Origin of the sequence: Piscibacillus halophilus (assembly GCF_900110685.1) — a bacterium.
GTDB classification, from domain to species: Bacteria; Bacillota; Bacilli; order Bacillales; family Alkalibacillaceae; genus Piscibacillus; species Piscibacillus halophilus.
Genome location: NZ_FOES01000001.1, coordinates 135,114 through 157,086, shown reverse-complemented (window position 1 = coordinate 157,086; position 21,973 = coordinate 135,114). Strand labels below are relative to the sequence as shown.

At 35.4% G+C, this 21,973-nt stretch carries 22 protein-coding genes; all 22 read right to left on the bottom strand.

Going from position 1 to position 21,973, the window contains the following annotated elements; genetic code table 11:
* Positions 1-64: 64 nt before the first annotated feature.
* The 22 genes from BMY57_RS00835 to flhB all read right to left on the bottom strand — a co-directional run bounded on the left by BMY57_RS00835 (position 65) and on the right by flhB (position 21,972).
* Positions 65-1,765 (bottom strand): proline--tRNA ligase, encoded by a 1,701-nt coding sequence (locus BMY57_RS00835; protein ID WP_091772115.1) that lies wholly within the window; start codon positions 1,763-1,765, stop codon positions 65-67.
* 30 nt (positions 1,766-1,795) lie between these two features.
* A complete protein-coding gene (gene rseP, locus BMY57_RS00830) occupies positions 1,796-3,061 on the bottom strand; it encodes an RIP metalloprotease RseP (RefSeq protein ID WP_256205213.1) in 1,266 nt (421 codons plus the stop codon).
* A gap of 9 nt (positions 3,062-3,070) precedes the next feature.
* Positions 3,071-4,225 (bottom strand): 1-deoxy-D-xylulose-5-phosphate reductoisomerase, encoded by a 1,155-nt coding sequence (gene dxr, locus BMY57_RS00825; RefSeq protein WP_091772114.1) that lies wholly within the window; start codon positions 4,223-4,225, stop codon positions 3,071-3,073.
* A gap of 17 nt (positions 4,226-4,242) precedes the next feature.
* Positions 4,243-5,034, bottom strand: coding sequence for a phosphatidate cytidylyltransferase (locus BMY57_RS00820; protein WP_091772113.1), 792 nt, complete (start codon positions 5,032-5,034; stop codon positions 4,243-4,245).
* Between the two features lie 13 nt (positions 5,035-5,047).
* The gene (gene uppS, locus BMY57_RS00815; protein ID WP_338157634.1) at positions 5,048-5,794 is read right to left on the bottom strand and encodes an undecaprenyl pyrophosphate synthase; all 747 of its coding nucleotides are present in this window, start codon (positions 5,792-5,794) and stop codon (positions 5,048-5,050) included.
* Between the two features lie 101 nt (positions 5,795-5,895).
* Positions 5,896-6,453 carry a ribosome recycling factor gene (gene frr / locus BMY57_RS00810; RefSeq protein WP_091772111.1) on the bottom strand — a complete coding sequence of 186 codons (558 nt, stop codon included), beginning with the start codon at positions 6,451-6,453 and terminating at the stop codon, positions 5,896-5,898.
* The gene (gene pyrH, locus BMY57_RS00805; protein WP_091772110.1) at positions 6,446-7,180 is read right to left on the bottom strand and encodes a UMP kinase; all 735 of its coding nucleotides are present in this window, start codon (positions 7,178-7,180) and stop codon (positions 6,446-6,448) included. The genes frr and pyrH overlap by 8 nt, the downstream gene beginning before the upstream one ends.
* 86 nt (positions 7,181-7,266) lie before the next feature.
* On the bottom strand, positions 7,267-8,151 hold the full coding sequence (tsf, locus tag BMY57_RS00800) for a translation elongation factor Ts (RefSeq protein ID WP_091772109.1): 885 nt from the start codon (positions 8,149-8,151) through the stop codon (positions 7,267-7,269).
* 117 nt (positions 8,152-8,268) lie between these two features.
* Positions 8,269-9,021: a 30S ribosomal protein S2 gene (gene rpsB / locus BMY57_RS00795; RefSeq protein ID WP_091772108.1), complete on the bottom strand. Its 753-nt coding sequence runs from the start codon at positions 9,019-9,021 to the stop codon at positions 8,269-8,271.
* Between the two features lie 146 nt (positions 9,022-9,167).
* Entirely contained in the window at positions 9,168-9,620 is a 453-nt protein-coding gene (locus BMY57_RS00790; protein ID WP_091772107.1) for a DUF6115 domain-containing protein, read from the bottom strand.
* A gap of 17 nt (positions 9,621-9,637) precedes the next feature.
* Positions 9,638-9,940 (bottom strand): hypothetical protein, encoded by a 303-nt coding sequence (locus BMY57_RS00785; RefSeq protein WP_091772106.1) that lies wholly within the window; start codon positions 9,938-9,940, stop codon positions 9,638-9,640.
* A 12-nt stretch (positions 9,941-9,952) separates the two neighbouring features.
* Positions 9,953-11,344, bottom strand: coding sequence for a flagellar assembly protein A (locus BMY57_RS00780; protein ID WP_175614616.1), 1,392 nt, complete (start codon positions 11,342-11,344; stop codon positions 9,953-9,955).
* A 45-nt stretch (positions 11,345-11,389) separates the two neighbouring features.
* Positions 11,390-12,154, bottom strand: a complete 765-nt coding sequence (locus BMY57_RS00775) for a FliA/WhiG family RNA polymerase sigma factor (protein ID WP_091772104.1) — start codon at positions 12,152-12,154, stop codon at positions 11,390-11,392.
* Positions 12,155-12,186: 32 nt separating this feature from the next.
* Positions 12,187-12,678: a chemotaxis protein CheD gene (locus BMY57_RS00770; RefSeq protein ID WP_091772103.1), complete on the bottom strand. Its 492-nt coding sequence runs from the start codon at positions 12,676-12,678 to the stop codon at positions 12,187-12,189.
* A gap of 3 nt (positions 12,679-12,681) precedes the next feature.
* The gene (locus tag BMY57_RS00765; protein ID WP_091772102.1) at positions 12,682-13,305 is read right to left on the bottom strand and encodes a chemotaxis protein CheC; all 624 of its coding nucleotides are present in this window, start codon (positions 13,303-13,305) and stop codon (positions 12,682-12,684) included.
* A gap of 19 nt (positions 13,306-13,324) precedes the next feature.
* Positions 13,325-13,768, bottom strand: coding sequence for a chemotaxis protein CheW (locus BMY57_RS00760; protein ID WP_091772101.1), 444 nt, complete (start codon positions 13,766-13,768; stop codon positions 13,325-13,327).
* Positions 13,769-13,782: 14 nt separating this feature from the next.
* A complete protein-coding gene (locus BMY57_RS00755; protein WP_091772100.1) occupies positions 13,783-15,804 on the bottom strand; it encodes a chemotaxis protein CheA in 2,022 nt (673 codons plus the stop codon).
* The gene (locus tag BMY57_RS00750) at positions 15,805-16,851 is read right to left on the bottom strand and encodes a protein-glutamate methylesterase/protein-glutamine glutaminase (RefSeq protein WP_091772099.1); all 1,047 of its coding nucleotides are present in this window, start codon (positions 16,849-16,851) and stop codon (positions 15,805-15,807) included.
* Position 16,852: 1 nt separating this feature from the next.
* Positions 16,853-17,731: a MinD/ParA family protein gene (locus BMY57_RS00745; protein WP_091772098.1), complete on the bottom strand. Its 879-nt coding sequence runs from the start codon at positions 17,729-17,731 to the stop codon at positions 16,853-16,855.
* Complete coding sequence (flhF, locus tag BMY57_RS00740; protein WP_091772097.1) at positions 17,725-18,837, bottom strand: flagellar biosynthesis GTPase FlhF; 1,113 nt, start codon at positions 18,835-18,837, stop codon at positions 17,725-17,727. Before flhF ends, BMY57_RS00745 begins: the two co-directional genes overlap by 7 nt.
* Entirely contained in the window at positions 18,834-20,870 is a 2,037-nt protein-coding gene (gene flhA / locus BMY57_RS00735; RefSeq protein ID WP_091772096.1) for a flagellar biosynthesis protein FlhA, read from the bottom strand. Before flhA ends, flhF begins: the two co-directional genes overlap by 4 nt.
* 19 nt (positions 20,871-20,889) lie before the next feature.
* Positions 20,890-21,972, bottom strand: coding sequence for a flagellar biosynthesis protein FlhB (gene flhB, locus BMY57_RS00730; protein WP_091772095.1), 1,083 nt, complete (start codon positions 21,970-21,972; stop codon positions 20,890-20,892).
* Between the last annotated feature and the right edge of the window lies 1 nt (position 21,973).

The following is a 21,973-nucleotide window of genomic DNA, read 5'->3' as shown; positions in this document are numbered from 1 at the left end:
TTTACTAACATAGTCCAAAGGCGGATAGTTTTAAGTTTATGAAAAGAACTATTATAGACTTAGATTAGCCTAGTAGATTTTTTAAATGATTGAGTAAATCATCATTATGAATATCCTCTTGATCCCCTGTTTGACGATGTTTAAATTCAACATATCCTTCACTAGCTCGTTTTCCAATCACAATGCGATATGGAACACCTATTAAATCACTATCGTTAAACTTAACTCCAGGACGTTCTTGTCGATCATCGTATAATACATCAATTCCAGCATCTAACAGTTTGTTATAAATATCGTCTGCTAGTTCAACTTGTTCTTCTTTTTTAACATTTAGGTTAATTAGGTGTGCTTGGAAAGGAGCTAAATTTTTAGGCCAAACAATGCCATTGTCGTCATGATACTGTTCAACAATGGAAGCTAAAGTACGAGAGACTCCAATTCCGTAACAACCCATGACGTAAGTTTGTGCACGACCTTCTTTGTTCAAGAATGTAGCACCTAAGTCATCAGCATATTTTGTACCTAACTTAAAGACATGTCCAACTTCGATTCCTCTAGCAAATTCAATCGTTCCGTTCCCGTCAGGAGATAGATCTCCTTCTTGAATAAAGCGTAAATCAGCGTATTGGTTAACTTTGAAATCACGTTCAGGGCTCACATTTTTATAATGATAACCATCTTCGTTTGCACCACATGTTGCATTAACTAAATACTCAACGGCATGATCTGCTACCACATCAACGTTTTCTGGTACATTGATAGGGCCAAGTGAACCGAACCCTGCACCGATGACTTCTTTTGTTTCTTCTTCCGAAGCTAATTCAACAATTTCAGCTTCATATAAATTCTTTAATTTTACATCGTTAACTTCGTGGTCCCCACGAGTCACAACCATGACGAACTGTTCATCAACTTTAAACATAATGGCTTTCATGCCTTGATCTAAATCGTGCCCTAAAAAGTCAGCTACTTCTTGCATTGTTTTAGCATTTGGGGTTTCTACTTTTTCTAATGGCTTTGCTTCTTCAGCTGACTTTTCATAATTTGGAACAACTGGCGCCATTTCAATATTGGCTGCAAAATCAGATTCATTTGAATAAGCTATTGTGTCTTCTCCAACTTCTGATAATACCATGAACTCATGAGTATCTTTACCTCCCATTGCTCCGGAATCGGCAATGACAGCTCTAAAGTTCAAACCACAGCGTTCAAAAATACGTTTATACGCGTTAAAGATCACTTCATATGTTTCATCAAGAGAATCAAAATCCTCATGAAATGAATAAGCATCCTTCATTAAAAATTCACGACCACGTAATAGGCCGAACCTTGGACGTTTTTCATCACGATACTTTGCTTGAATTTGATAAAGAGTAAATGGCAATTTTTTATAAGAATTAACTTCGTCTCTTACTAATGCTGTCACCACTTCCTCATGGGTTGCACCTAAAGCGAAGTCACGTTCATGTCGATCTTTCAATCTCATTAACTCTTGTCCCATTGTATTCCAACGACCAGTCGTCTGCCATAACTCTGCTGGTTGTAACGCAGGCATTTGTACTTCTTGAGCACCAGCACGGTCCATTTCTTCACGTACGATATTTTCTACCTTACGAAGAACCCTTTTACCTAATGGTAAGAAGTTATATACACCTGATGCTAATTGTCGAATAAATCCGGCTTTTAGTAATAATTGATGGCTTTTAAGATCTGCTTCAGCAGGTACTTCCCGTAACGTTGGGATCAGTAAATTGCTCTGTCTCATAGTATCTCCACCTTTTTATTCGTTTTTCTCTTACATAAACAGTCGTTCAATATCATTCCAGGTTACGACAATCATTAACAGCATTAACAAAGCAAACCCTATGAAATGTACAAACCCTTCTTTTTCTGGATCAATTGGCTTACCTCTTACCGCTTCTAAACCAATAAACATTAGGCGTCCACCATCTAACGCAGGTAAAGGAAGTAAATTAATGATCCCTAAATTAATACTTAACATTGCTGTCCAAGTTAAGAAATTTAGAAAACCAGTCTGAACAACTTCATCAGTTGCATCATAAATTCCAACCGGTCCGGCTAATGCATCGAGTGATAACTGCCCAGTTACGAGTTGACCAAGGGCTTGTAAGATTAATACAGCCACATCGTATGTTTGTGTAAACCCAAATTTAATGGCACTCAGAGGTCCCTCAACAAAATTCCGCTGAATTCCAACCTGCCCAATCGATTCACCATTTTCTATTTCACGTGACATGGTCGTTAAGTTTAGCTCCATAACTTCACCATTACGTTCAACTGTCATGTTTATTTCTTCATTTGGCCGTTCTTGTACGTATTCTACAAAACCAACCCAATCATCAATGGATTCACCATTAATACTTAAAATTTCATCGCCAGTCATTAATCCAGCTTCATCTGCAGGAGAATCGACTTGCACATCGCCAACGACTGCTTCATTGTCAGGTACTCCTTGAAACAATCCTAAGCCTATAAAGATGGCAATCGCTAATAAGAAGTTCATCAACGGACCAGCAAAAACTTGCATTCCTTTTTTACCAACTGATTTGGATGCGAATTGCCGGTCATAAGGAGCGATTAACGTTTCCTTTTCATCCATTACAAATAATGCCTTACGGTCGACTTTATATTGATAACGCTCATCCGAATTGATATCAAAGCAGTCAATTATTAAGTCATGATCTAAATCAATTCGCTCAACTTCTACAATCTTAGCATTGGGGTGCTTCGATTTGTTATTAACAATAATTTTGTTTACCTTTTGTTGATGGTCAAACTCTAAACCGATATGGTATCCAGGTTTCAGGTCAATAATTTCAGGGTCTTCACCCGCTACTCTCACATAACCACCAATAGGGAGTAGTCGAACTGTATATAACGTTTCATCACGACGATAAGAGAATATCTTAGGGCCAAAACCTATCGCAAACTCACGAGCTAACATGCCCGCACGCTTAGCAAAAATCAAATGACCAAATTCGTGAATGAACACTAACACTCCAAACATAAAAATAAACGCAATAATTGTATCAAAATTCAAATTTAGCACCTACCTTTTGAGCACTGCATGACTAACGCTTTTCCTTATTTCTTGATCCAATTCTAAAATAGTATCTAAGTCAGGTTCTTTAATAACATGATGTCTTTCTAACTCTTTTTCAATAAGTTCTTCTATTTCTAAAAACGTGATTCGATCTTGTAAAAATAAAGAGACCGCTTCTTCATTTGCTGCATTTAAGACAGTTGGTAGTGAACCACCAATACGCCCTGCCTCATATGCCATTCTTAAACAAGGGAACCGTTCAAAACTCATCTCTTTAAAATTTAGTTGTCCAATTTTAACTAAATCAAGTGGCTCACTCGAATTAAATGGAAAACGATTAGGATAAGTTAAGGCATACTGAATTGGAATACGCATATCAGGGGTTCCTAACTGAGCCATAATACTTTGATCAACATATTCAACCATGGAATGAATAACACTTTCATTATGTAAAATGACATCAATTTGATTATACGGAACATCGAATAACCAATGAGCCTCAATCACTTCAAGTCCTTTATTCATCATCGTTGCAGAGTCAATGGTAATTTTAGCCCCCATGCTCCAATTCGGGTGATTTAAAGCATCATTTTTTGTAACCCCGATTAACTCTTCTCTTGTCTTATCTCTAAAGCTGCCACCAGATGCCGTTAGAATAATTTTCTTAATTTCATCTTGATGCTCACCTTTTAAACTTTGATGGATCGCTGCATGTTCGCTATCTACTGGTAATAATTCTACACCATATTTTTTAGCTTCTTTCATAACTAAATGACCAGCTGTCACTAATGTCTCTTTATTAGCAAAAGCAATCTGCTTATGAGCTTTGATCGCTTCTAATGTTGGTTGTAGCCCAACACTACCTAATACCGCGTTCACAACTAAATCCACTTCAGGTAATGAAACAATCTCGTTTAAAGCATCGATCCCAAATTCAACTTTGGGGTTATAACTTATTTTATTATTCAACTTTGATAAAATTTCATGATTTTGTACAACAATATATTTAGGTTTAAGATCTTCTATGATAGGTAAAGCTTTCTCGATATTAGAACCAAATGCAAAAGCATATAACTCAAATTCTTGTGGATGTTTTTTTATGATTTCAATCGTTTGTAAACCAATTGATCCTGTTCCACCTAACAGCGTTATTTTCTTCATCTTAATCCCTCATTTTATTATGTTATGAATTGGATAAAGTGCAAAAATGGCACCATAAATATTAGGCTGTCAAAGCGATCTAAGATACCGCCATGACCGGGTAAAATTTGTCCCGAATCTTTAATGTCATATATTCTTTTAAATGCAGATTGAATCAAGTCACCAATTTGAGCTAATAATGAAGCGAAAATAGAAACGAGTATGACAATTAATAAACTATCATGAAAATTGAACATAATTTGTAGAATAATGCCGATGATCACAGCTCCAATTATTCCACCAACAAAACCTTCGATGGTTTTCTTAGGGCTTATGATTGGCCATAATTTATGCTTTCCAAAAGCTCTTCCAGCAAAATAAGCTCCAGAATCCGTAAACCAAACAATTAAAAGAGCATATAAAATAAATTCAATCCCCGCCAAACGGGTTTCAATGACATACCCAAACCCAATTCCAACGTACAATGCTGATAATAAAACAAATGAGACATCATCAAATGAAAAACGATTTTTTACTAAAACAGTATAAGCTAATAAAATAAAAACCAATGCATATAAAATTTCGGTTTGAGTAAGTGGGATTGTATCAAGAAAACTTGAAAATTTATCACTAACTAAGAAAAACCATAACAAAAGAACACCAACAAGTGAAGGAAACGATATAATGGGAACTCTTTTCATCTTCAAAAGTTCAAATAAACCTACAGTTGCGATGATGTAAATAAATAAAATGAATGGCCAACTTCCATAAAAGACAAATGGTAAGAATATAACCAAACCTATAATTGCTGTAATTATGCGTGTCTTCATTAACTATCACACCTTATAGACCACCAAATCTTCTTTTGCGGTTCTGAAATTCGATTATTGCTTCATCTAATGCCGATTGATCAAATTCCGGCCATAATTTTTCAGTGAAATAAAACTCAGAATAGGCAACTTGCCATAGTAAATAGTTACTCAACCTTTGCTCCCCACTTGTTCGAATGACAAGGTCTGGATCTTGTATATGTCTAGTATATAAATAATCGGATATAATACCTTCATCTATATCTTCAACACTTAAATTATTTGATTGCACATCTTCGCAAATACTCTTAACAGCATCCACTATTTCAGAACGACTTCCATAGTTTAAAGCGAAGTTTAACACTAAACCTGTATTATTCTTAGTTTGTTCAACAGAATATTGAACAGCTTGTTTTGTTAATTCAGGTAATCCATCGTAATGGCCAATCGTAGTTACCCTAACATTATTTTGTATCAAATCTGGTAAATATGTATCTAAAAATTGAGAAGGCAACTTCATGATAAATTCTACTTCTTTTGGCGGACGTTTCCAATTTTCAGTAGAAAACGCATATAAAGTCAGCGCATCAAGCTCTAACTCTACTGCTCTTTCAACCACTTTTTTTATCGTTTTCATACCTTCTCTATGTCCAGCGACTCTTGGAAGTCCTCTTTTTTTAGCCCAACGACCATTGCCGTCCATTATGATCGCGACATGTTTTGGGACATTGGTAAGGTCTAAACTATTCTGTTCTTGATTTTTTTTCGTTTTAAATCTCATGTCCATCCCTCGCCAATAAATTAAGAAAAATTTAGCTTTCGCATGATGCGAAAGCTACTATTAAATATTATATCAGAAAACATAAATGTGTATATCTAGATTTATACTTCTGTGATTTCCTTCTCTTTAGCTTCTAATAGATCATCAATTTCTGCGATATGCTGGTCTGTTTCTTTTTGTACATCGTCTTGATAAGCACGTAGTTCATCTTCTGTGATATCGCCGTCTTTTTCTAATTTCTTTAATTGATCATTAGCATCACGACGAATATTACGAACTTGAACCCTAGCTTCTTCAGCATACTTCTTCGTCACTTTAACTAAATCTTTACGGCGTTCTTCAGTTAGAGCAGGAATGCTGATTCTAATAACATTGCCGTCATTATTCGGAGTTAATCCTAAGTCAGCTTTTTGAATTCCTTTTTCAACGTTTTCAATAGCTGATTTATCAAAAGGAGTAATGACTAATAAACGTGGTTCAGGAGCTGAAACAGTTGCTAACTGATTTAACGGAGTGTTCGCTCCGTAATACTCAACATAAACACTGTCTAAAATCGCTGGGTTCGCTCTTCCCGCGCGAACAGTTGATAATTGTTTTGAGAAGGCTTGAACAGCTTTGTTCATTTTGTCTCTGCACTCTTGAATTACTGAATCACTCATGGTCTTCTTTCCTCCTAATAATTGTTCCAATATTTTCTCCAGTTAAAACTCTTTTAATATTTCCTTTGTCTAATATTGAGAATACTATTAATGCGATGTTGTTGTCCATACATAATGATGAGGCAGTTGAATCCATAACGCCTAATCCTTCATTCAATAAATCTAAGTATGAAAGCTCGTCATATTTGTATGCATCAGAGTCAACTAATGGGTCCGCATTATAAACACCGTCCACATTATTTTTAGCCATAAGAATAACATCTGCTTCCATTTCAGCAGCTCTTAACGCAGCAGTAGTATCAGTAGAGAAGTAAGGGTTACCAGTACCACCTGCAAAAATGACAACTCGTTTTTTCTCGAGATGACGCATGGCTCTTCTACGAATATAAGGCTCTGCCACTTGGCGCATTTCAATTGAAGTTTGGACACGAGTCGGTATATCTAAGTTTTCTAGACCGTCTTGTAAAGCTAATGAATTCATAACTGTCGCAAGCATTCCCATATAATCGGCGTTCGCACGATCCATACCTACTTCACTACCTATTTTACCACGCCATAGGTTACCGCCGCCAACAACAATTGCAATTTCTACACCTAATTCATGAATTTCTTTAATTTGTTCCGCAATTGATTTTATAAATTTAGGATCAATTCCATATCCTTTATCTCCACTTAGGGCTTCGCCGCTCAATTTAAGTACAATACGATTATATTTTGCTTTCGACATAATTACCTCCGTTATGTTTGCAGATTATTGTATGTCCAGGCTTGAAAAATAGGAGACACATTGTGTCCCCTATTCATCAGTACCACTTATTTATTGACTTGGTTCATAACTTCATCTACGAAGTTATCTTCACGTTTCTCCATACCTTCGCCAACTTCATAACGAACGAATGATTTAACCGTTGCACCGCTAGCTTCAACAAATTTTCTAACTTTCTGATCAGGGTCTTTTACAAATTCTTGATCTAATAAGCAGATTTCTTCAAAGAATTTTCTTAGTCGACCTTCGACCATTTTTTCTACGATGTTTTCAGGTTTTCCTTCGTTTAAAGCCTGTTGTTTTAGCACTTCACGCTCTTTATTAACTTCCTCTTCAGGAACTTCTTCACGAGAAACATAACGAGGGTTTACAGCAGCTACGTGCATAGCAACATCTTTAGCCACTGATTCATCTGTAGTACCTTCTAGTAATGTCAGAACGCCGATACGGCCACCCATGTGTAGGTACTGACCAAACGCAGAGTTATCATCTTTTTCTACGATTTCAAAGCGACGAAGGGAGATTTTTTCTCCGATTTTTGCAATTGCAGACTTGATATAATGCTCAAGTGTATCGCCTTCACCATGTAGCTTCTGTTCCATTGCTTCTTCAACAGTAGCTGGCTTAAATTTAAGTAAATGTTGTGCAAGATCTTCTAATAAGTTCTTGAATTGTTCGTTTTTAGCAACAAAGTCTGTTTCACTGTTCACTTCAATAATAACCGCTGTATTGCCTTCACTTACGATATGTGTTGAACCTTCAGCTGCTACACGGTCAGCTTTTTTAGCTGCTTTAGCCATACCTTTTTCACGTAGATATTCAACAGCTTTGTCTAAATCACCATCTGTTTCAGTAAGTGCTTTTTTACAATCCATCATACCAGCACCAGTTTTTTCACGTAATTCCTTAACCATTTGCGCTGTTACAGCCATATGAATCCTCCTTAACCTAATTCATTTAATATAAGTTAATTATAGCCTCGCCAATATTGGCGAATTTATTGCTTTAAAAAAGGTGATAAAAGGCTCAACCTCTTATCACCTCACCTTTTACTCTTGCACTGTTTCAGTTTCTTCTACTTGTTCTTCAGTAGTTTCTTCAGAAACATCTTGAGTTGTTTCACCTTGTTTTACTTCTAAAATAGCGTCAGCCATTTTTGCTGTAATTAGTTTAACTGCACGAATAGCATCGTCGTTAGCTGGGATAACATAATCTACTTCATCAGGATCGCAGTTTGTATCAACCATTGCAACGATTGGGATGTTTAATTTGTGAGCTTCTGCTACAGCAATACGTTCTTTGCGTGGGTCAACGATAAATAATGCATCAGGTAACTGATCCATATCTTTAACGCCGCCTAAGAACTTTTCAAGACGCTCTTTTTCTTTAAGGATCATAACAACTTCTTTTTTAGGTAATACATCAAATGTACCGTCTTCTTCCATACGCTCAATGTCTTTTAGACGGTTAACACGTTTTTGGATTGTTTTGAAGTTAGTTAAAGTACCACCTAACCAACGTTGGTTTACATAGTACATTCCAGAACGAAGAGCTTCTTCTTTCACAGTATCCTGTGCTTGCTTCTTCGTACCAACGAATAGTACACTACCTCCGTCTTCAGCTAATTCTTTAACGAAGTTGTACGCTTCATCAATCTTCTTAACTGTTTTTTGTAGGTCAATGATGTAAATGCCGTTACGCTCAGTGAAAATGTATTTTTTCATTTTCGGGTTCCAACGGCGAGTTTGGTGTCCAAAGTGAACACCTGCTTCAAGTAGTTGTTTCATTGAAATAACAGACATACTTTAAATTCCTCCTATGGTTTTATTCCTCCGCTCATATCATAAATGAATCTAACTTATGTTTATAAGCACCAAGATTCATTTCAATAAGCGTGTGTATTAACACCAAAAGTTAATATATCATAACACTCTTATACAAGCAAGGATTAATAGTGTATTTTTTGATTAAATTTTACAATTAGGTCGACTTCAGTATTTCCCTTATTTAATTTTTTAGCAATCTCTTCAATGGTATACCCTTGATCAAACAAATATAATATTTGTGCCTCATCAGAAGGTTGTTCCATATTAACTGGCACATCATCTTGGTCTTCTTGATTTATTTTTTCATAGTCATCATTCGTTTTAGAGTCTACTTTATCATGATTAAATGTATCCGTATCTGAAGTTTCTAGTTTAGAGACTTTATGGATAAACTTTTCATTCTCATCTTTAATTTCCAGTAGATAAGAATTGAGCATATCCTCCGTTTCTTTAACCTTTTGTTCAAAATATGCATCACTAGAGTTAATGTTTTGAACTTTTTGGTATAATTTAAAAATCACAACGAAGGAAACGCCATGTAATAACAAACTTAATAACATTAAAAAAGAGTTCATGGATACCTTCCTTATCTTTAACCTCTGTAATCAACTTGTTGACCTAAAAATGGATGCTGAGAATCAGGTCGATCTCTAGTGTGTTGATCCTCACCTGAATGATTGAACCCATTATCCTGTTTGGATGTTTTTTGCTCGGAAACTTCTTCAGATTGATTCGTAACCTGTACTTGCTTTCGTTTAGCCGTTTCTTCTTCTAGGTGTGATTGTACAAGGTGATGTTGTAGTTGTTGGCCCCTTTGATTTAACTGTTCTTGAATTTGAGCAGCATCTTGGACCCTCGGTAATGCAACTTGCAACTCAACTGCCTTCCAACTCACTTTAACCTCTCCTTAATCAATCGGCTCTGTATAAAAATCATTTTCTTTAAAAAGAACAACAACCTTTTGTTGGATCCGATTAAACTTTTTTGAGTACTTTCCGCTAAACATTTCTGTGTTTGGATATAGAGTACCATGAATCGTCAACTTCATAAACTCCGACAGATCATAATATTGGTCAAATGCTTCATACTCTTTGCTCAACTCTTGTAATTTAAGTTGTTTTTCAACTAAAAGTTGAGTTTGTTTTTCTAATGTTAGTTTTTCTTTGTTTGATAATCCTTCTTGTTGCTGTTTACGCTTTAATAGCTGTCCTAATTGTGTTAGTTTGGATACTTCAGATTTCAACTTCTCATATTCTATGTCTGTGTTGACACGATGTTCTCTTGAAGTCTTACTTTCACCAAGAAAAACCTGAGTAGGTGTATGCATGCGATTTCCAATATCTTGGCAGGAGATGGAATTCCCAGCAGAAACAGTCCCGCCGATTACATGACCCTTTTGACATGATATAGAGGCCCCCGCAGACACGTTGCTGTGTATGATGGATTGTTCAACTCTAATATGACGCCCTGCATAAACATAACCTTGATTAATGTGATTAGTGGTAAGATCAACTCCTGCTTTAATAGCCCCTTTTCCAATAGCCGTAATCCCTTCTCTGATGTAAATGGAGCCACCTGCAGTTATATTTGCACCTTCTACTAATCCTTCAATCGTTATATCACCTTTTGCATCAACCTTAAAACCTTCAGGTACGTCACCTTTAATTAATACAGAACCGTTAAAGTCGATACTACCAGTTTTCAAGTCTAACGTACTTGATACTTCATAAAGAGGTAGTACTTTTATTTCCTGATTAATTAATGAGACTTGGCCAAAATTTGAAGCATAAATCGCTTGTTCTTCTTCTACATAAGTCGTGTTCTCACCTGCTGCTAAAGAAATAGAAACTCCTTCTTTAGGTTTCAATACCTCCCCGTATACGTTTTTACCCGCTTGTCCTATTGTCGGATCATGTATGACAGCAATGATTTCACCAGGTTCTACCGTAGGGATTTTCATAACATTTTTAAAATCAATTTGTTCACGCTTATTTAATTCCATCCTAACAGAATGATCCACCTTAAATTCTACACTTCCATCGACACCATTAACAGGTGGCATACCTTCAGCAATCAGCACTGGAAACTGAACCTCATCTATATTCTTTATAATTGAATGCAGGACATCCTGTTTAATACCATATTGGATTTTATGGTGATGTAAAAATTTAATGAGTTCATTTATCAAAACATCACTTGGTTCATGACTCGACTCCCATTCTGAGCGATTGACCAAATGAAGATACGCATATAAATATTGGTCAGATGTCGTTATGTTAAAGATTTTTTTTAAATCCACTGCCTCCCACTCCCTTACGGCAAAAAACTTTATAGGTTTACATAATTATTTTACGAACAACTTATCCCGTAATTTAACAATAGATTTACTATGAATTTGAGATATTCTTGAGGTTGAAAGGCCCAAAATTTCGCCAACTTCTGTTAAAGTTAATTCTTCTTTATAAAATAAACTGATCACTAATTGTTCTTTTTCATTCAATTCTTCAATAGCTCTACTAAGTTCTTCAATATTTTCATCTTTTACCACTGCCTCAAAAGGTGTTGGCCTTTTATAATCCGGAATAGTATTTCTTAAGCTTTCACGCTGCTCTTCTGTTGAATCGTTTGTTTTTTCTTCTATAGATAATACATTCGCGTATAAAGTATCCTTTACAACCTCTGCAACTTCCTCTTCTGTTAAGTTAACATCGCTGGCAACTTCTTCGATTGTAGGAGTTCGTTTCAACTTTTGCTCTAACTCTTCGTATGTTTTTTCTATTAGCTTAGATTTCTCTCTTACTGTTCTAGGTAGCCAATCTTCTTTCCTTAATCCATCAATAATGGCACCTTTTATTCGAAAAGAAGCATATGTATCAAACTTTAAATCTCGATTAAGGTCGAATTTCTCGAGAGCATCAACTAAACCCATAAATGCCAAGCTTTTCACATCTTGACGATCAACGTTTTGGGGAAGATGAGCAAAAACACGATTGACCTGATAATCCACTAATGGCATATAGTATTCCACCAATAGGTTACCCGCTTCTTTGTTTCGATCTTTTTGCCATTTATCCCAAAGTGTCGTTAAAGAAGCTGTCGCTTGTTTCATCACCAATCCCCCTTAATATTGTTCAAGAAAGTTTATATAAAAGAAACACCTTGATAAACCGTTCTAATTTTCAACTTAAATGTTTCTAAATTAAACTCTATTGATCGTCCATTATGCCCACCAATATCTTTAGAAACGATGGGGATGCCGATCTGATTCAGTTTCTCTTCAACCGCAAGTACATTTTTATTTCCTATATTAAGCTTATTCCCTGAAGTTGTCTTAAACATTTGAGCTCCGCCAGCTATTTTGGCTTTAAGATTTGTTATTTTACTTCCCTCTTTTAGTAACAGGTTGATGAGTTCGTCAGTGCCTGTGTCCGCAAATTTACCTACTTTAAAATCATTTTGTCTGGATAAAGAAGAATCAGGAAGCATGATGTGGGCAAGTCCTGCTACAGATAACGTTTCGTCGTAAATTACTAATCCAACACAAGACCCAAGTCCTGAGGTCATTAACATTTGAGGTTGTTTAGCTGTTTTAATATCAGCGATTCCAACCTTTACTTGACTACAATTATTCATTTTTTATTTGACTCCTAAACGATCAAAAATCTTCTCAAATGCTCCAGGATCAGGCAATAAAAAGAAATGACCTTTTATGTCTTGTTTAAAATGTTCTGATTGGAACACGGTTTCAATAATGATTGAGTAATCTGAAACAACAGAAGTCTCAATTAAACCTTGTGTCATAATAGCGCCTGCCATATCTACTGTTGCATTAGGAACATGAGCATATAAATTTACTTGTAGGAAGTCTGATAGTGCCCTTAAATATGAACCCGTTAAAATATTTCCTAATTCCAAAAATGCAGAATGAGCCAGCTTTTGATCATCATTTAATATGGATTGCTGCTCATCCTGAATTAATATTTGGACAAATTGGTCTGCTTGATCTGGTGAAATAAAGAAAAAAACATTACCTGTAAAATCACCACTAAATTCCAAAAATGTAGTGGCCATCACTTCTTCAGGTCCACCTGTTAACTCCACCATCTCATCAAACGATACAACTTTGACAGTCGGAACACTCATTTGAACGGGTACTGATAATAAGTTAGATAACGACGTCGTCGCGTTCCCAGCACCTATATTACCTACTTCTTTTAATAAATCTAGGTGTATGTTTTTTAAATTAAATAAATCGCCCATGTCTTTTGTCTCCTTCAAGCTATTCAACTAATTGTACTAACTCACTATTAAAAATTTGATTTAGATCTAGAAGTACGATTAGTCGATCTTCATCCTTAATAACCCCTGTTATATAATCCATTTGAACTTGATCAAATGTTTCAGGAGTGGGTTTGATGTTGCTCTCGTCAATTTCTATAACATCGTTAGCTTCATCTACTATCAAACCTGTTGAATCATCTTGGAGATGGGCAATAATAACTCTCGTATGGTCATCTTCTGCTTTAGCATTTAACTTCAATCTCTCACGTAAATCTATAACAGGCGTTATGATTCCTCTTAGGTTCATGATTCCCTTTACAAATGACTTTGTGTTCGGAACCCGTGTAATAGATTGAATACGTTCAATCGATTGTACTAATCGAACAGGTATAGCATAAAATTCTTGATCCAGCTTAAATACAATAAATTTTTGGTTTTCCATACCTTATCTCCTCTCTATTTAATTAACGCATTCGTATCTAAGATAAGTGCGACCTCTCCATCTCCTAAAATAGTGGCTCCAGAAATACCGAATACATCTTTTAAATATGTTCCTAAATTCTTTAAAACTATTTCTTTTTGTCCTATAAACGAGTCAACAATTAACCCTGCTAGATTATTACCTTTACGAACTATGACAATCGAATATTCTGTAACATCTTGATCTTGTTCAGTGACGTCTACATTAAACACTTCTCTTAAATTAACTAGGGGAATGATTTGTCCTCTAAAATCAATAACTTCTCGATCTTGTACTTTATAAATGTCGCTACGTTGAATAACGGCCGTTTCCATAATGGTTGATAATGGAATAGCATAAGTTTCAGTATTTAATCGAATTAATAGAGCCGAAATAATTGATAGAGTTAATGGTAATTTAATAGAGAAAGTTGTCCCTTCATTTAACTCAGAATCAATCTCAATAGTTCCACCTAGTGATTCAATTGTGTTTTTTACCACATCTAATCCAACGCCTCGACCAGAAATATCCGAGATTTCCTCAGCTGTTGAGAATCCACTTGACATAATTAATTCATAAATTTGTTGGTCAGTAAGGTTCGATGTCTCTTCTTTTGAAATCACTTGATTTTGAATGGCTTTATTTAATACTTTCTCTTTATGAATCCCTGCACCGTCATCCTGAATTTCAACAAACACATGATTTCCGCTATGATAAGCTTTTAGAATTAACTTACCAGTTTCCGGTTTCCCTAATTGTTTTCTCTGTTCGGGTGTTTCAACCCCATGATCAATAGCGTTTCGAATTAAATGTACAAGTGGATCGCCAATTTCATCAATGACCGTACGATCTAATTCTGTCTCTGCACCTAAAACTTCTAAGTCAATTGATTTTCCTAATTCTTTTGATAACGATCGAACCATTCTTGGAAAACGATTAAATACTTGATCGATCGGTACCATTCTCATTTTCAATATGACATTTTGTAATTCACTGGATGTACGGGTCATTCGTTCAACCGTTTCTTTAAAATCATGATGTTCAATTGTTTGAGCTAATTGTTCTAAATGACCTCGGTCGATAATTAATTCTTCAAATAAGTTCATTAAGTCATCTAAACGCTCAATATTGACACGAATAGATTTACTAGCAGCTGGCTTTGGTGTCGATTTATTATTGGACTCTTCAGTAGTTTCTTCAACTGTAACTGTTGCTGCTACTTCTTCCGCACTAGAAGTAGCAATGTCTTTAATTTCAGATTGGTTAAATGAAACGTTTTGTATTTGAACTTCTTTAACTTCGGAAACATTTAATATTTGAGATTTTAACGAATCTAGGTTTTCTTCTGTTACAAATAATACATCAAATGACTGTTCGAACTCTTCATTTTCTAATTCTTCTACAGTTGGGTTCGATTTGATGACACTGCCATATTGCTCAAAAATGTTAAAGACCATATAAACTCTTGCTGCTTTAAGTAGACACTCATCATCGAGGGAAACGTTAATCTCAAATATGTTTTGACCTTGAGAATTTGCTTGTTCTACAACCGTGAGCTCAAATTCATCAAGGTCCATAGATGAATGGTTATGTATTGGGTCATTTGGGTTGTTTTTTTCATTGAGGTCGATTTCTATTTCACCTGCCTCAATAGCTTTGAGGCTTTGAAGAATTTGTCCGTTGTTTTGTTTTCCATCACCACCATTAGAAATGTCATCCACCATCGTTTCTAATGCTTCAAGGGCTTCAAACATAGTGTCTAATACATTTGGTGTAACGGATAATGTTTCATTTCTTAATTGATCTAATACATTCTCCAATTGATGGGTCAAATTAGATAAATCTTCAAAACCCATTGTCGCTGCCATTCCCTTTAAGGTATGAGCTGCCCGAAAAATCTCTTGAATATGTGTAACATCAGTTGGTGTAGCCTCTAATTCTAAAAGGCGATTATTTACTAATTGCAAGTTTTCAATACTTTCATCAATAAAGACATCCAAATATTCATTTGTATCCATTTACTCTCTCCCCCTCTGGCTAATAATATCTGTTATGACTTGTCCTATTTGATCGATTGGTAAAACTGTATCAACTCCAACTTGATTAATAGCCGCATTCGGCATGCCATTAATGACAGCTGTTTCTTTTGACTCTGCTATGACATAATTTGACGCCTGACAATTTTTAATAGATTTTAATCCTTTAACTCCATCCGATCCCATACCAGTTAATATAGTTGAGATGATGTTATAACCACTAATGTGAGACAATGATTCAAACATATAATCAATCGAAGGACGATAATGACTCTTAAATTCATGTTGACTCGTTTCAAATACTAAAGCTTGCCCAACTTGTTTTACACTTAGGTGTTGACCTCCAGGTGCAATATAAACCTTCCCTGGAATTAAAATTTCGCCACTCTGAGCTTCCACGACTGACAAATTGGAAATTTTATTTAACCGTTTAGCCAATGATAAAGTGAACTTCGGTGGCATATGTTGAACGATGATGACGGGTGCTTTAAATTCATGCGGTAAATCACATAGAACAGTTTGCAAAGCTTTAGGTCCTCCTGTGGATACACCAATTGCAACCAAGCTTTTTGAATAGATTAATTTTGGGTTCTCTCTCTTAAAATGATTGGACTGACCAGTTTTAAGGTTTGCACGAGAAGCTAAATTAATTTTAGAAATTAGCTCTTCTTTAACATCCTCTATATTTAAAGAAATAGATCCTGATGGTTTCGAGATAAAGTCAATTGCTCCATTTTCAATGGCTTGAACTGTGATGTCTGCTCCTTTTTGAGTTAAACTGGATAACATGATGACAGGAATCGGATGAATTTTCATGATTTCTTTTAAAACAGACAAACCATCAATCTCAGGCATTTCTACATCAAGTGTCACCACATCAGGTTTAATCGTTTTTATTTTCTCTAGAGCTTGTCTACCATTTCTAGCTGTATCCACTACCTCCATACCATCCGATTGATTAATCATGTCTGAAATCATCTTTCTCATAAATGCGGAGTCATCAACAACTAAGACCTGTATGTGGTTCAAATTAATCTACCTTTCTGACAAATAAAGATTTAAGCTTATGAATAAATAGTTCTTTTGAGTCTGTTAATGTGGGTTGATCTTGATTTGCTTTCAAGTAATCTAATACGAGTTTCGCTAAAGTTTTACTAATTCTTGCACGATCATTCAATAAATAATACGGAATTTGTTCTTTAACTGCTTTTATAACAATGGGGTCATCTGGCAAACTGCCCAAAAGTTTTAATTGATATGAAAGAAAGTTCTGAACTACTGTATTGAGTCGATCATATACGAATAAAGCTTCACTTTCACCTGTCACTCGGTTAACCATTAACGAAACTTTAACTTCAGGTTTTTCTAAAATTAAGTGTTTTATGGCTGCATATGCATCAGTAATTGAAGTAGGTTCAGTTGTTGTAATGACGAAGCATTCGTCCGCTGCTGATATAAAGGCCATATGTTCTTCCGACATGCCAGCGCCAAGGTCAAAAATGATATAATCAAATTCCTTGGTGATTTTTTCTAATTGTTCTAAGAAATATTCAAACCGTTCCACATTAAGATGAAAGAAGTCAGTTAGTCCAGATCCAGCCGCTATATAAGATAATTTATGAGGCCCATTTTCAATAACTTCCTCAATATCTAGCCCCTCATCCAACAAATTTGACATGGTATGTTTCGGATACATCCCTAATAAAACATCGATGTTTCCCATCCCAATATCTAAATCAAATAAAAGAACTTTCTTTCCTTGTTTGCTAAGACAAATTCCAAAATTCAAAGCAAAACTGGATTTACCAACACCACCTTTACCACTAAAAACAGCGATAGTATGGGCTTGTTCCTTTCTCTCTTTACGACCCATTTGTTTTCTTAACTCAAAAGCTTGATCCTTTACCATTGCTTTTCACCTACTAACAATTTAACGATTAGTTCAGGTGAGGCCTCTTGGATGTCGTCTGGGACACTTTGTCCATGTGTTAAATAAGACATTTTAAATTGATATTTATACCACAAATTATAAATGGAACCAAACTGGGTTGTTTCATCTAACTTAGTAAAAATAACGCGGTCAATTTTCAATTGTGAAAAACGAGAATAAATATCTTCTAAATCTTTCTGTTTAGATGTTAATGATAAAACGCAATAAATTTCTTCATCTTCATGAAAGTTTACATATTCTTTAAGCTCATCCATATATTCATCTTTTCTATAGTTTCTACCAGCTGAATCAATAAAAACAACATCATAATCTTTAAATGATTCTTTCGCTCTTAAAAAATCTTCATGATTGTATGCGACTTTAATTGGGATGTTTAGAATCTTTGCATATGTCTTCAGTTGATCAATAGCCGCAATTCTATAAGTATCTAGTGTGATAAAAGCAACACGTTTTCCCTCTGTAATAGACTGAGATGCTGCAAGTTTAGCAATCGTTGTCGTCTTACCAACACCAGTTGGACCAAATAAATAAATATATTTTGCATTGCAAAGAGAAGTTGAATCGGATTGTTCCTTATGTAGCTGATTCTCAAAAAATTGTTTAGTTTCATTTAATAGGGACGAATAATCTTTTAGACGATCAGCATAATATTTTTCTAATAAAAATGGTGTTAATTGTTCCATTACTTTATTATCTATTTCTTGTTGCTCCAATTGATTGAAAATGTATTGAATTGGCTTTGGCAATACATTTTGCTGATCCTGATGATGCTGGGTTTGATTCAATTGTCGTTTAAGTCTTTCTAATTCTTTTAATAAATCATCTTCAGGTGGTTGAACTCGAAACTCTGTTATTGGCCCTTTTTTAGGCTTTTCTAGTTTCTTCGGAACCGGATTGGGTTCAACAGCAGCAAAGACTTCGATATATTTTCTTCTGAAAAGCCCTAAAAAACCTTTAGTTTTTTGTTCTCTTGAGTTTAAAATCACAGCTGATTTACCTAAGTCATGTCGAACGACTTTCATAGCTTCCGGCATGGTAGGTGCTGTATATTTTTTTACCTTCATGACATACTCACCACCCCTGAACTTTCCACATCTACATCAGGTTCTAATTCGTTATAAGATAAAACAACAACGTCTGGAAGATAACGCGAAATCAATTGTTTTACATACATACGAACTGCTGGAGAACATAATATAATAGCTGTTGCATCATGTATAAATGCTTTGTTGCATTCTTGATTAATCGCTTCGATTACTTTTTGTTGGTTCTCTGGATCTAGGTTTAAGAAATTACCGTGCTCCGTTTTTTGTATATGATCTACTATTAATTTTTCTATATCTGGAGCTATTGTGACAACTTTAATAACTCCTTCTTCGTTCATATATTGTTTCGTAATTTGTAACGATAAAGATTGACGACAATATTCTGCTAATAAATCTGTATCGTTGGTCATCTTACCGAAATCCGCTAATGTTTCAAAAATTACAGTTAAATTCCGGATAGAGACTTGTTCATTTAGCAATTTAGCCAAGACTTTTTGAACATCTCCAGTTGATAAAGGTTCTGGGGTAACTTCTTCTACTAATGTTGGATGAGTTTCTTTTAAATGTTCAATTAATTGTTTAGTTTCTTCCCTGCCTAGTAATTGACTTGCATACTTCTTAATTAATTCAGTAATATGGGTTGACACAACAGATGGTGGGTCAACCACTGTATAACCTGCCAGTTCAGCTTCATCTTTAATTTCTTCACTTACCCACTTAGCAGGCAAACCGAAAGCAGGTTCAATCGTATCGATGCCATCAATCAAGTCATCATCAACCCCAGGACTCATCGCTAAATAGTGGTTCAAATACAATTCACCTTTTGCCACTTCATTACCTTTAATTTTTAATTGATATTCATTTGGATTGAGTTGTATATTGTCCCGAATTCTTACGACTGGTATAACCAATCCCAACTCTAACGCTAACTGGCGTCTAATCATCACAATTCGATCTAGCAAATCTCCACCTTGGTTGGCATCTGCAATTGGAATTAAAGCATAACCAAATTCAAATTCGATCGGATCGGTATTCAATAATTGAACAACATTTTCTGGTGACGAAAACTCTTGCTTTGTTTCTTCTTCATCATCTACAAAGTCTTCCAAATCAACTTCTTTCTGTTTAGCAGCATCTAAGTAATAGCCTCCTACTCCTAAAACAACTGCAATGGATGTTGTTAATCCAAAATTGATTGGCGTAAGCCCAAGTAAGAAGATGGCTCCTGCTGCCACATACAATAACTTAGGATAACGGAACAATTGAGCTGTGACATCATAGGATAGGTTTCCTTCCGCCGCAACACGTGTCACAATAATTCCTGTCGCTGTTGCAATAAGTAGAGCTGGGATTTGGGATACCAGACCATCACCTACAGTTAACCTTGTAAACACATTGACGGTTTCACTAAATGATAATCCCATCTGAGTCATACCAATAATAAATCCAAAGATAATATTGACCAGAACAATAACAATTCCTGCAATGGCATCCCCTTTAACGAACTTACTGGCTCCATCCATTGCACCATAGAAGTCGGCTTCGTTTTCAATTTTTTCTCGACGCTCTTTAGCTTGTTGTTCTGTTATTAATCCAGCATTTAAATCGGCATCAATACTCATTTGTTTACCCGGCATCGCATCAAGTGTAAATCTAGCTGCTACCTCTGAAACACGTTCTGCACCTTTTGTAATAACGATGAATTGGATGACGACCAATATTAAGAATATAACAAACCCTACTAACGGATCGCCTCCTGTTACAAAATTACCAAATGTATCTACAACGCCACCTGCATCTGCATCAGATAGTATTGAGCGAGTCGTCGATACGTTTAGACCTAATCTGAATAACGTAAGTAAAAGTAATAACGAAGGAAAAATAGCAAAGTCCAATGGCTCTTGCGTATTCATGGATACTAAAATAACAACGAGTGCTAACGTAATATTCATTAAGATTAAGAAGCTTAATAAACCACCTGGAAGTGGTATAACAAGCATGATGACAATTAATATAACACCTATTAAAAAGGATAAATCCCTTGCTGACATAATCTACTACCTCACTTCGTCACACTTTACGTTGCACGCTATAGACGTACGCTAATACTTCTGCTACAGCTTGAAAAAAATCTTCTGGTATTTCTTCATTTAAATCGACTGCTTGATACAAACTGCGTGCTAACCATTTATTTTCCACTAACATAACTTCATTTGATTTAGCAATTTCACGTATTTTATACGCGACATAATCAACACCTTTGGCCACAACTATCGGTGCATCAGAACGATTTTCATCGTATTTCACTGCAATTGCATAGTGAGTTGGGTTAGTGATCACAACATCCGCTTGTGGTACTTCACTCATCATGCGCTGTTGAGCCATTTGGCGCTGTCGTTCTTTAATTCTGGATTTAATTAGAGGGTCTCCTTCAATGTTTTTGTGCTCATCTTTGACGTCTTGCTTTGACATTTTAATGTTCTTTTCATGATCATATCGTTGATACAAATAATCAGGTATCGAAAGAAACATTAAAATTAACGATGAAGCGACTCCCATATAAATCGTTAATTCTCCGAAAAATATAATAGATTCGTTTACACTTTTCATCGATAGGAGCATAATATCATCTTTATTCAGCCAAATAACTGCAAGACAAACAGCTCCAATCGCTAATATTTTAAACATTGATTTTAAAAATTCGACTAAAGCTCTAGCTGAAAAAATTCTTTTAAAGCCCTTGATAGGATCAACTTTTTTCAAATCAAATTTTAATGTTTCAGTTGTAAACAAAAATCCTATTTGCATGTAATTAGCTAAGAAAGCTGCAACCATGGCAACTGCCATAATAGGAAATACAACTTTGACGCCTTCGATTGTCATTTGAAACAAAACAGATTCTAAGTTTTTAATTGTAAGATCCCAATGAATAAATTCAGTAAAGCTGTATGTATACATGCCAGTCAAGGTCTCTCCCATATAGGATCCAAAAACGATTAAAAACATGAAGATACTAAATAGCATAATCGACGTATTGACATCTTGGCTTTTTGCTACTTGACCTTTTTTTCTAGAATCTTGTCTTTTCTTTGGAGTGGCCTTTTCTGTTTTTTCTTGATTAAAAAATTGTAAATCCAAGCGTAACAATTCCATA

Coding starts and splice junctions, on each gene's coding strand:
- flhA (WP_091772096.1), bottom strand. CDS start 20,870: ATGTCAGCAAGGGATTTATCCTTTTTAATAGGTGTTATATTAATTGTC.
- BMY57_RS00755 (WP_091772100.1), bottom strand. CDS start 15,804: ATGGATACAAATGAATATTTGGATGTCTTTATTGATGAAAGTATTGAA.
- BMY57_RS00765 (WP_091772102.1), bottom strand. CDS start 13,305: ATGGGCGATTTATTTAATTTAAAAAACATACACCTAGATTTATTAAAA.
- BMY57_RS00770 (WP_091772103.1), bottom strand. CDS start 12,678: ATGAATAATTGTAGTCAAGTAAAGGTTGGAATCGCTGATATTAAAACA.
- BMY57_RS00790 (WP_091772107.1), bottom strand. CDS start 9,620: ATGAACTCTTTTTTAATGTTATTAAGTTTGTTATTACATGGCGTTTCC.
- BMY57_RS00775 (WP_091772104.1), bottom strand. CDS start 12,154: ATGAAACAAGCGACAGCTTCTTTAACGACACTTTGGGATAAATGGCAA.
- uppS (WP_338157634.1), bottom strand. CDS start 5,794: ATGAGATTTAAAACGAAAAAAAATCAAGAACAGAATAGTTTAGACCTT.
- BMY57_RS00835 (WP_091772115.1), bottom strand. CDS start 1,765: ATGAGACAGAGCAATTTACTGATCCCAACGTTACGGGAAGTACCTGCT.
- BMY57_RS00820 (WP_091772113.1), bottom strand. CDS start 5,034: ATGAAGACACGCATAATTACAGCAATTATAGGTTTGGTTATATTCTTA.
- BMY57_RS00760 (WP_091772101.1), bottom strand. CDS start 13,768: ATGGAAAACCAAAAATTTATTGTATTTAAGCTGGATCAAGAATTTTAT.
- flhF (WP_091772097.1), bottom strand. CDS start 18,837: ATGAAGGTAAAAAAATATACAGCACCTACCATGCCGGAAGCTATGAAA.
- flhB (WP_091772095.1), bottom strand. CDS start 21,972: ATGGAATTGTTACGCTTGGATTTACAATTTTTTAATCAAGAAAAAACA.
- BMY57_RS00745 (WP_091772098.1), bottom strand. CDS start 17,731: ATGGTAAAGGATCAAGCTTTTGAGTTAAGAAAACAAATGGGTCGTAAA.
- dxr (WP_091772114.1), bottom strand. CDS start 4,225: ATGAAGAAAATAACGCTGTTAGGTGGAACAGGATCAATTGGTTTACAA.
- rpsB (WP_091772108.1), bottom strand. CDS start 9,021: ATGTCTGTTATTTCAATGAAACAACTACTTGAAGCAGGTGTTCACTTT.
- pyrH (WP_091772110.1), bottom strand. CDS start 7,180: ATGTCGAAAGCAAAATATAATCGTATTGTACTTAAATTGAGCGGCGAA.
- frr (WP_091772111.1), bottom strand. CDS start 6,453: ATGAGTGATTCAGTAATTCAAGAGTGCAGAGACAAAATGAACAAAGCT.
- tsf (WP_091772109.1), bottom strand. CDS start 8,151: ATGGCTGTAACAGCGCAAATGGTTAAGGAATTACGTGAAAAAACTGGT.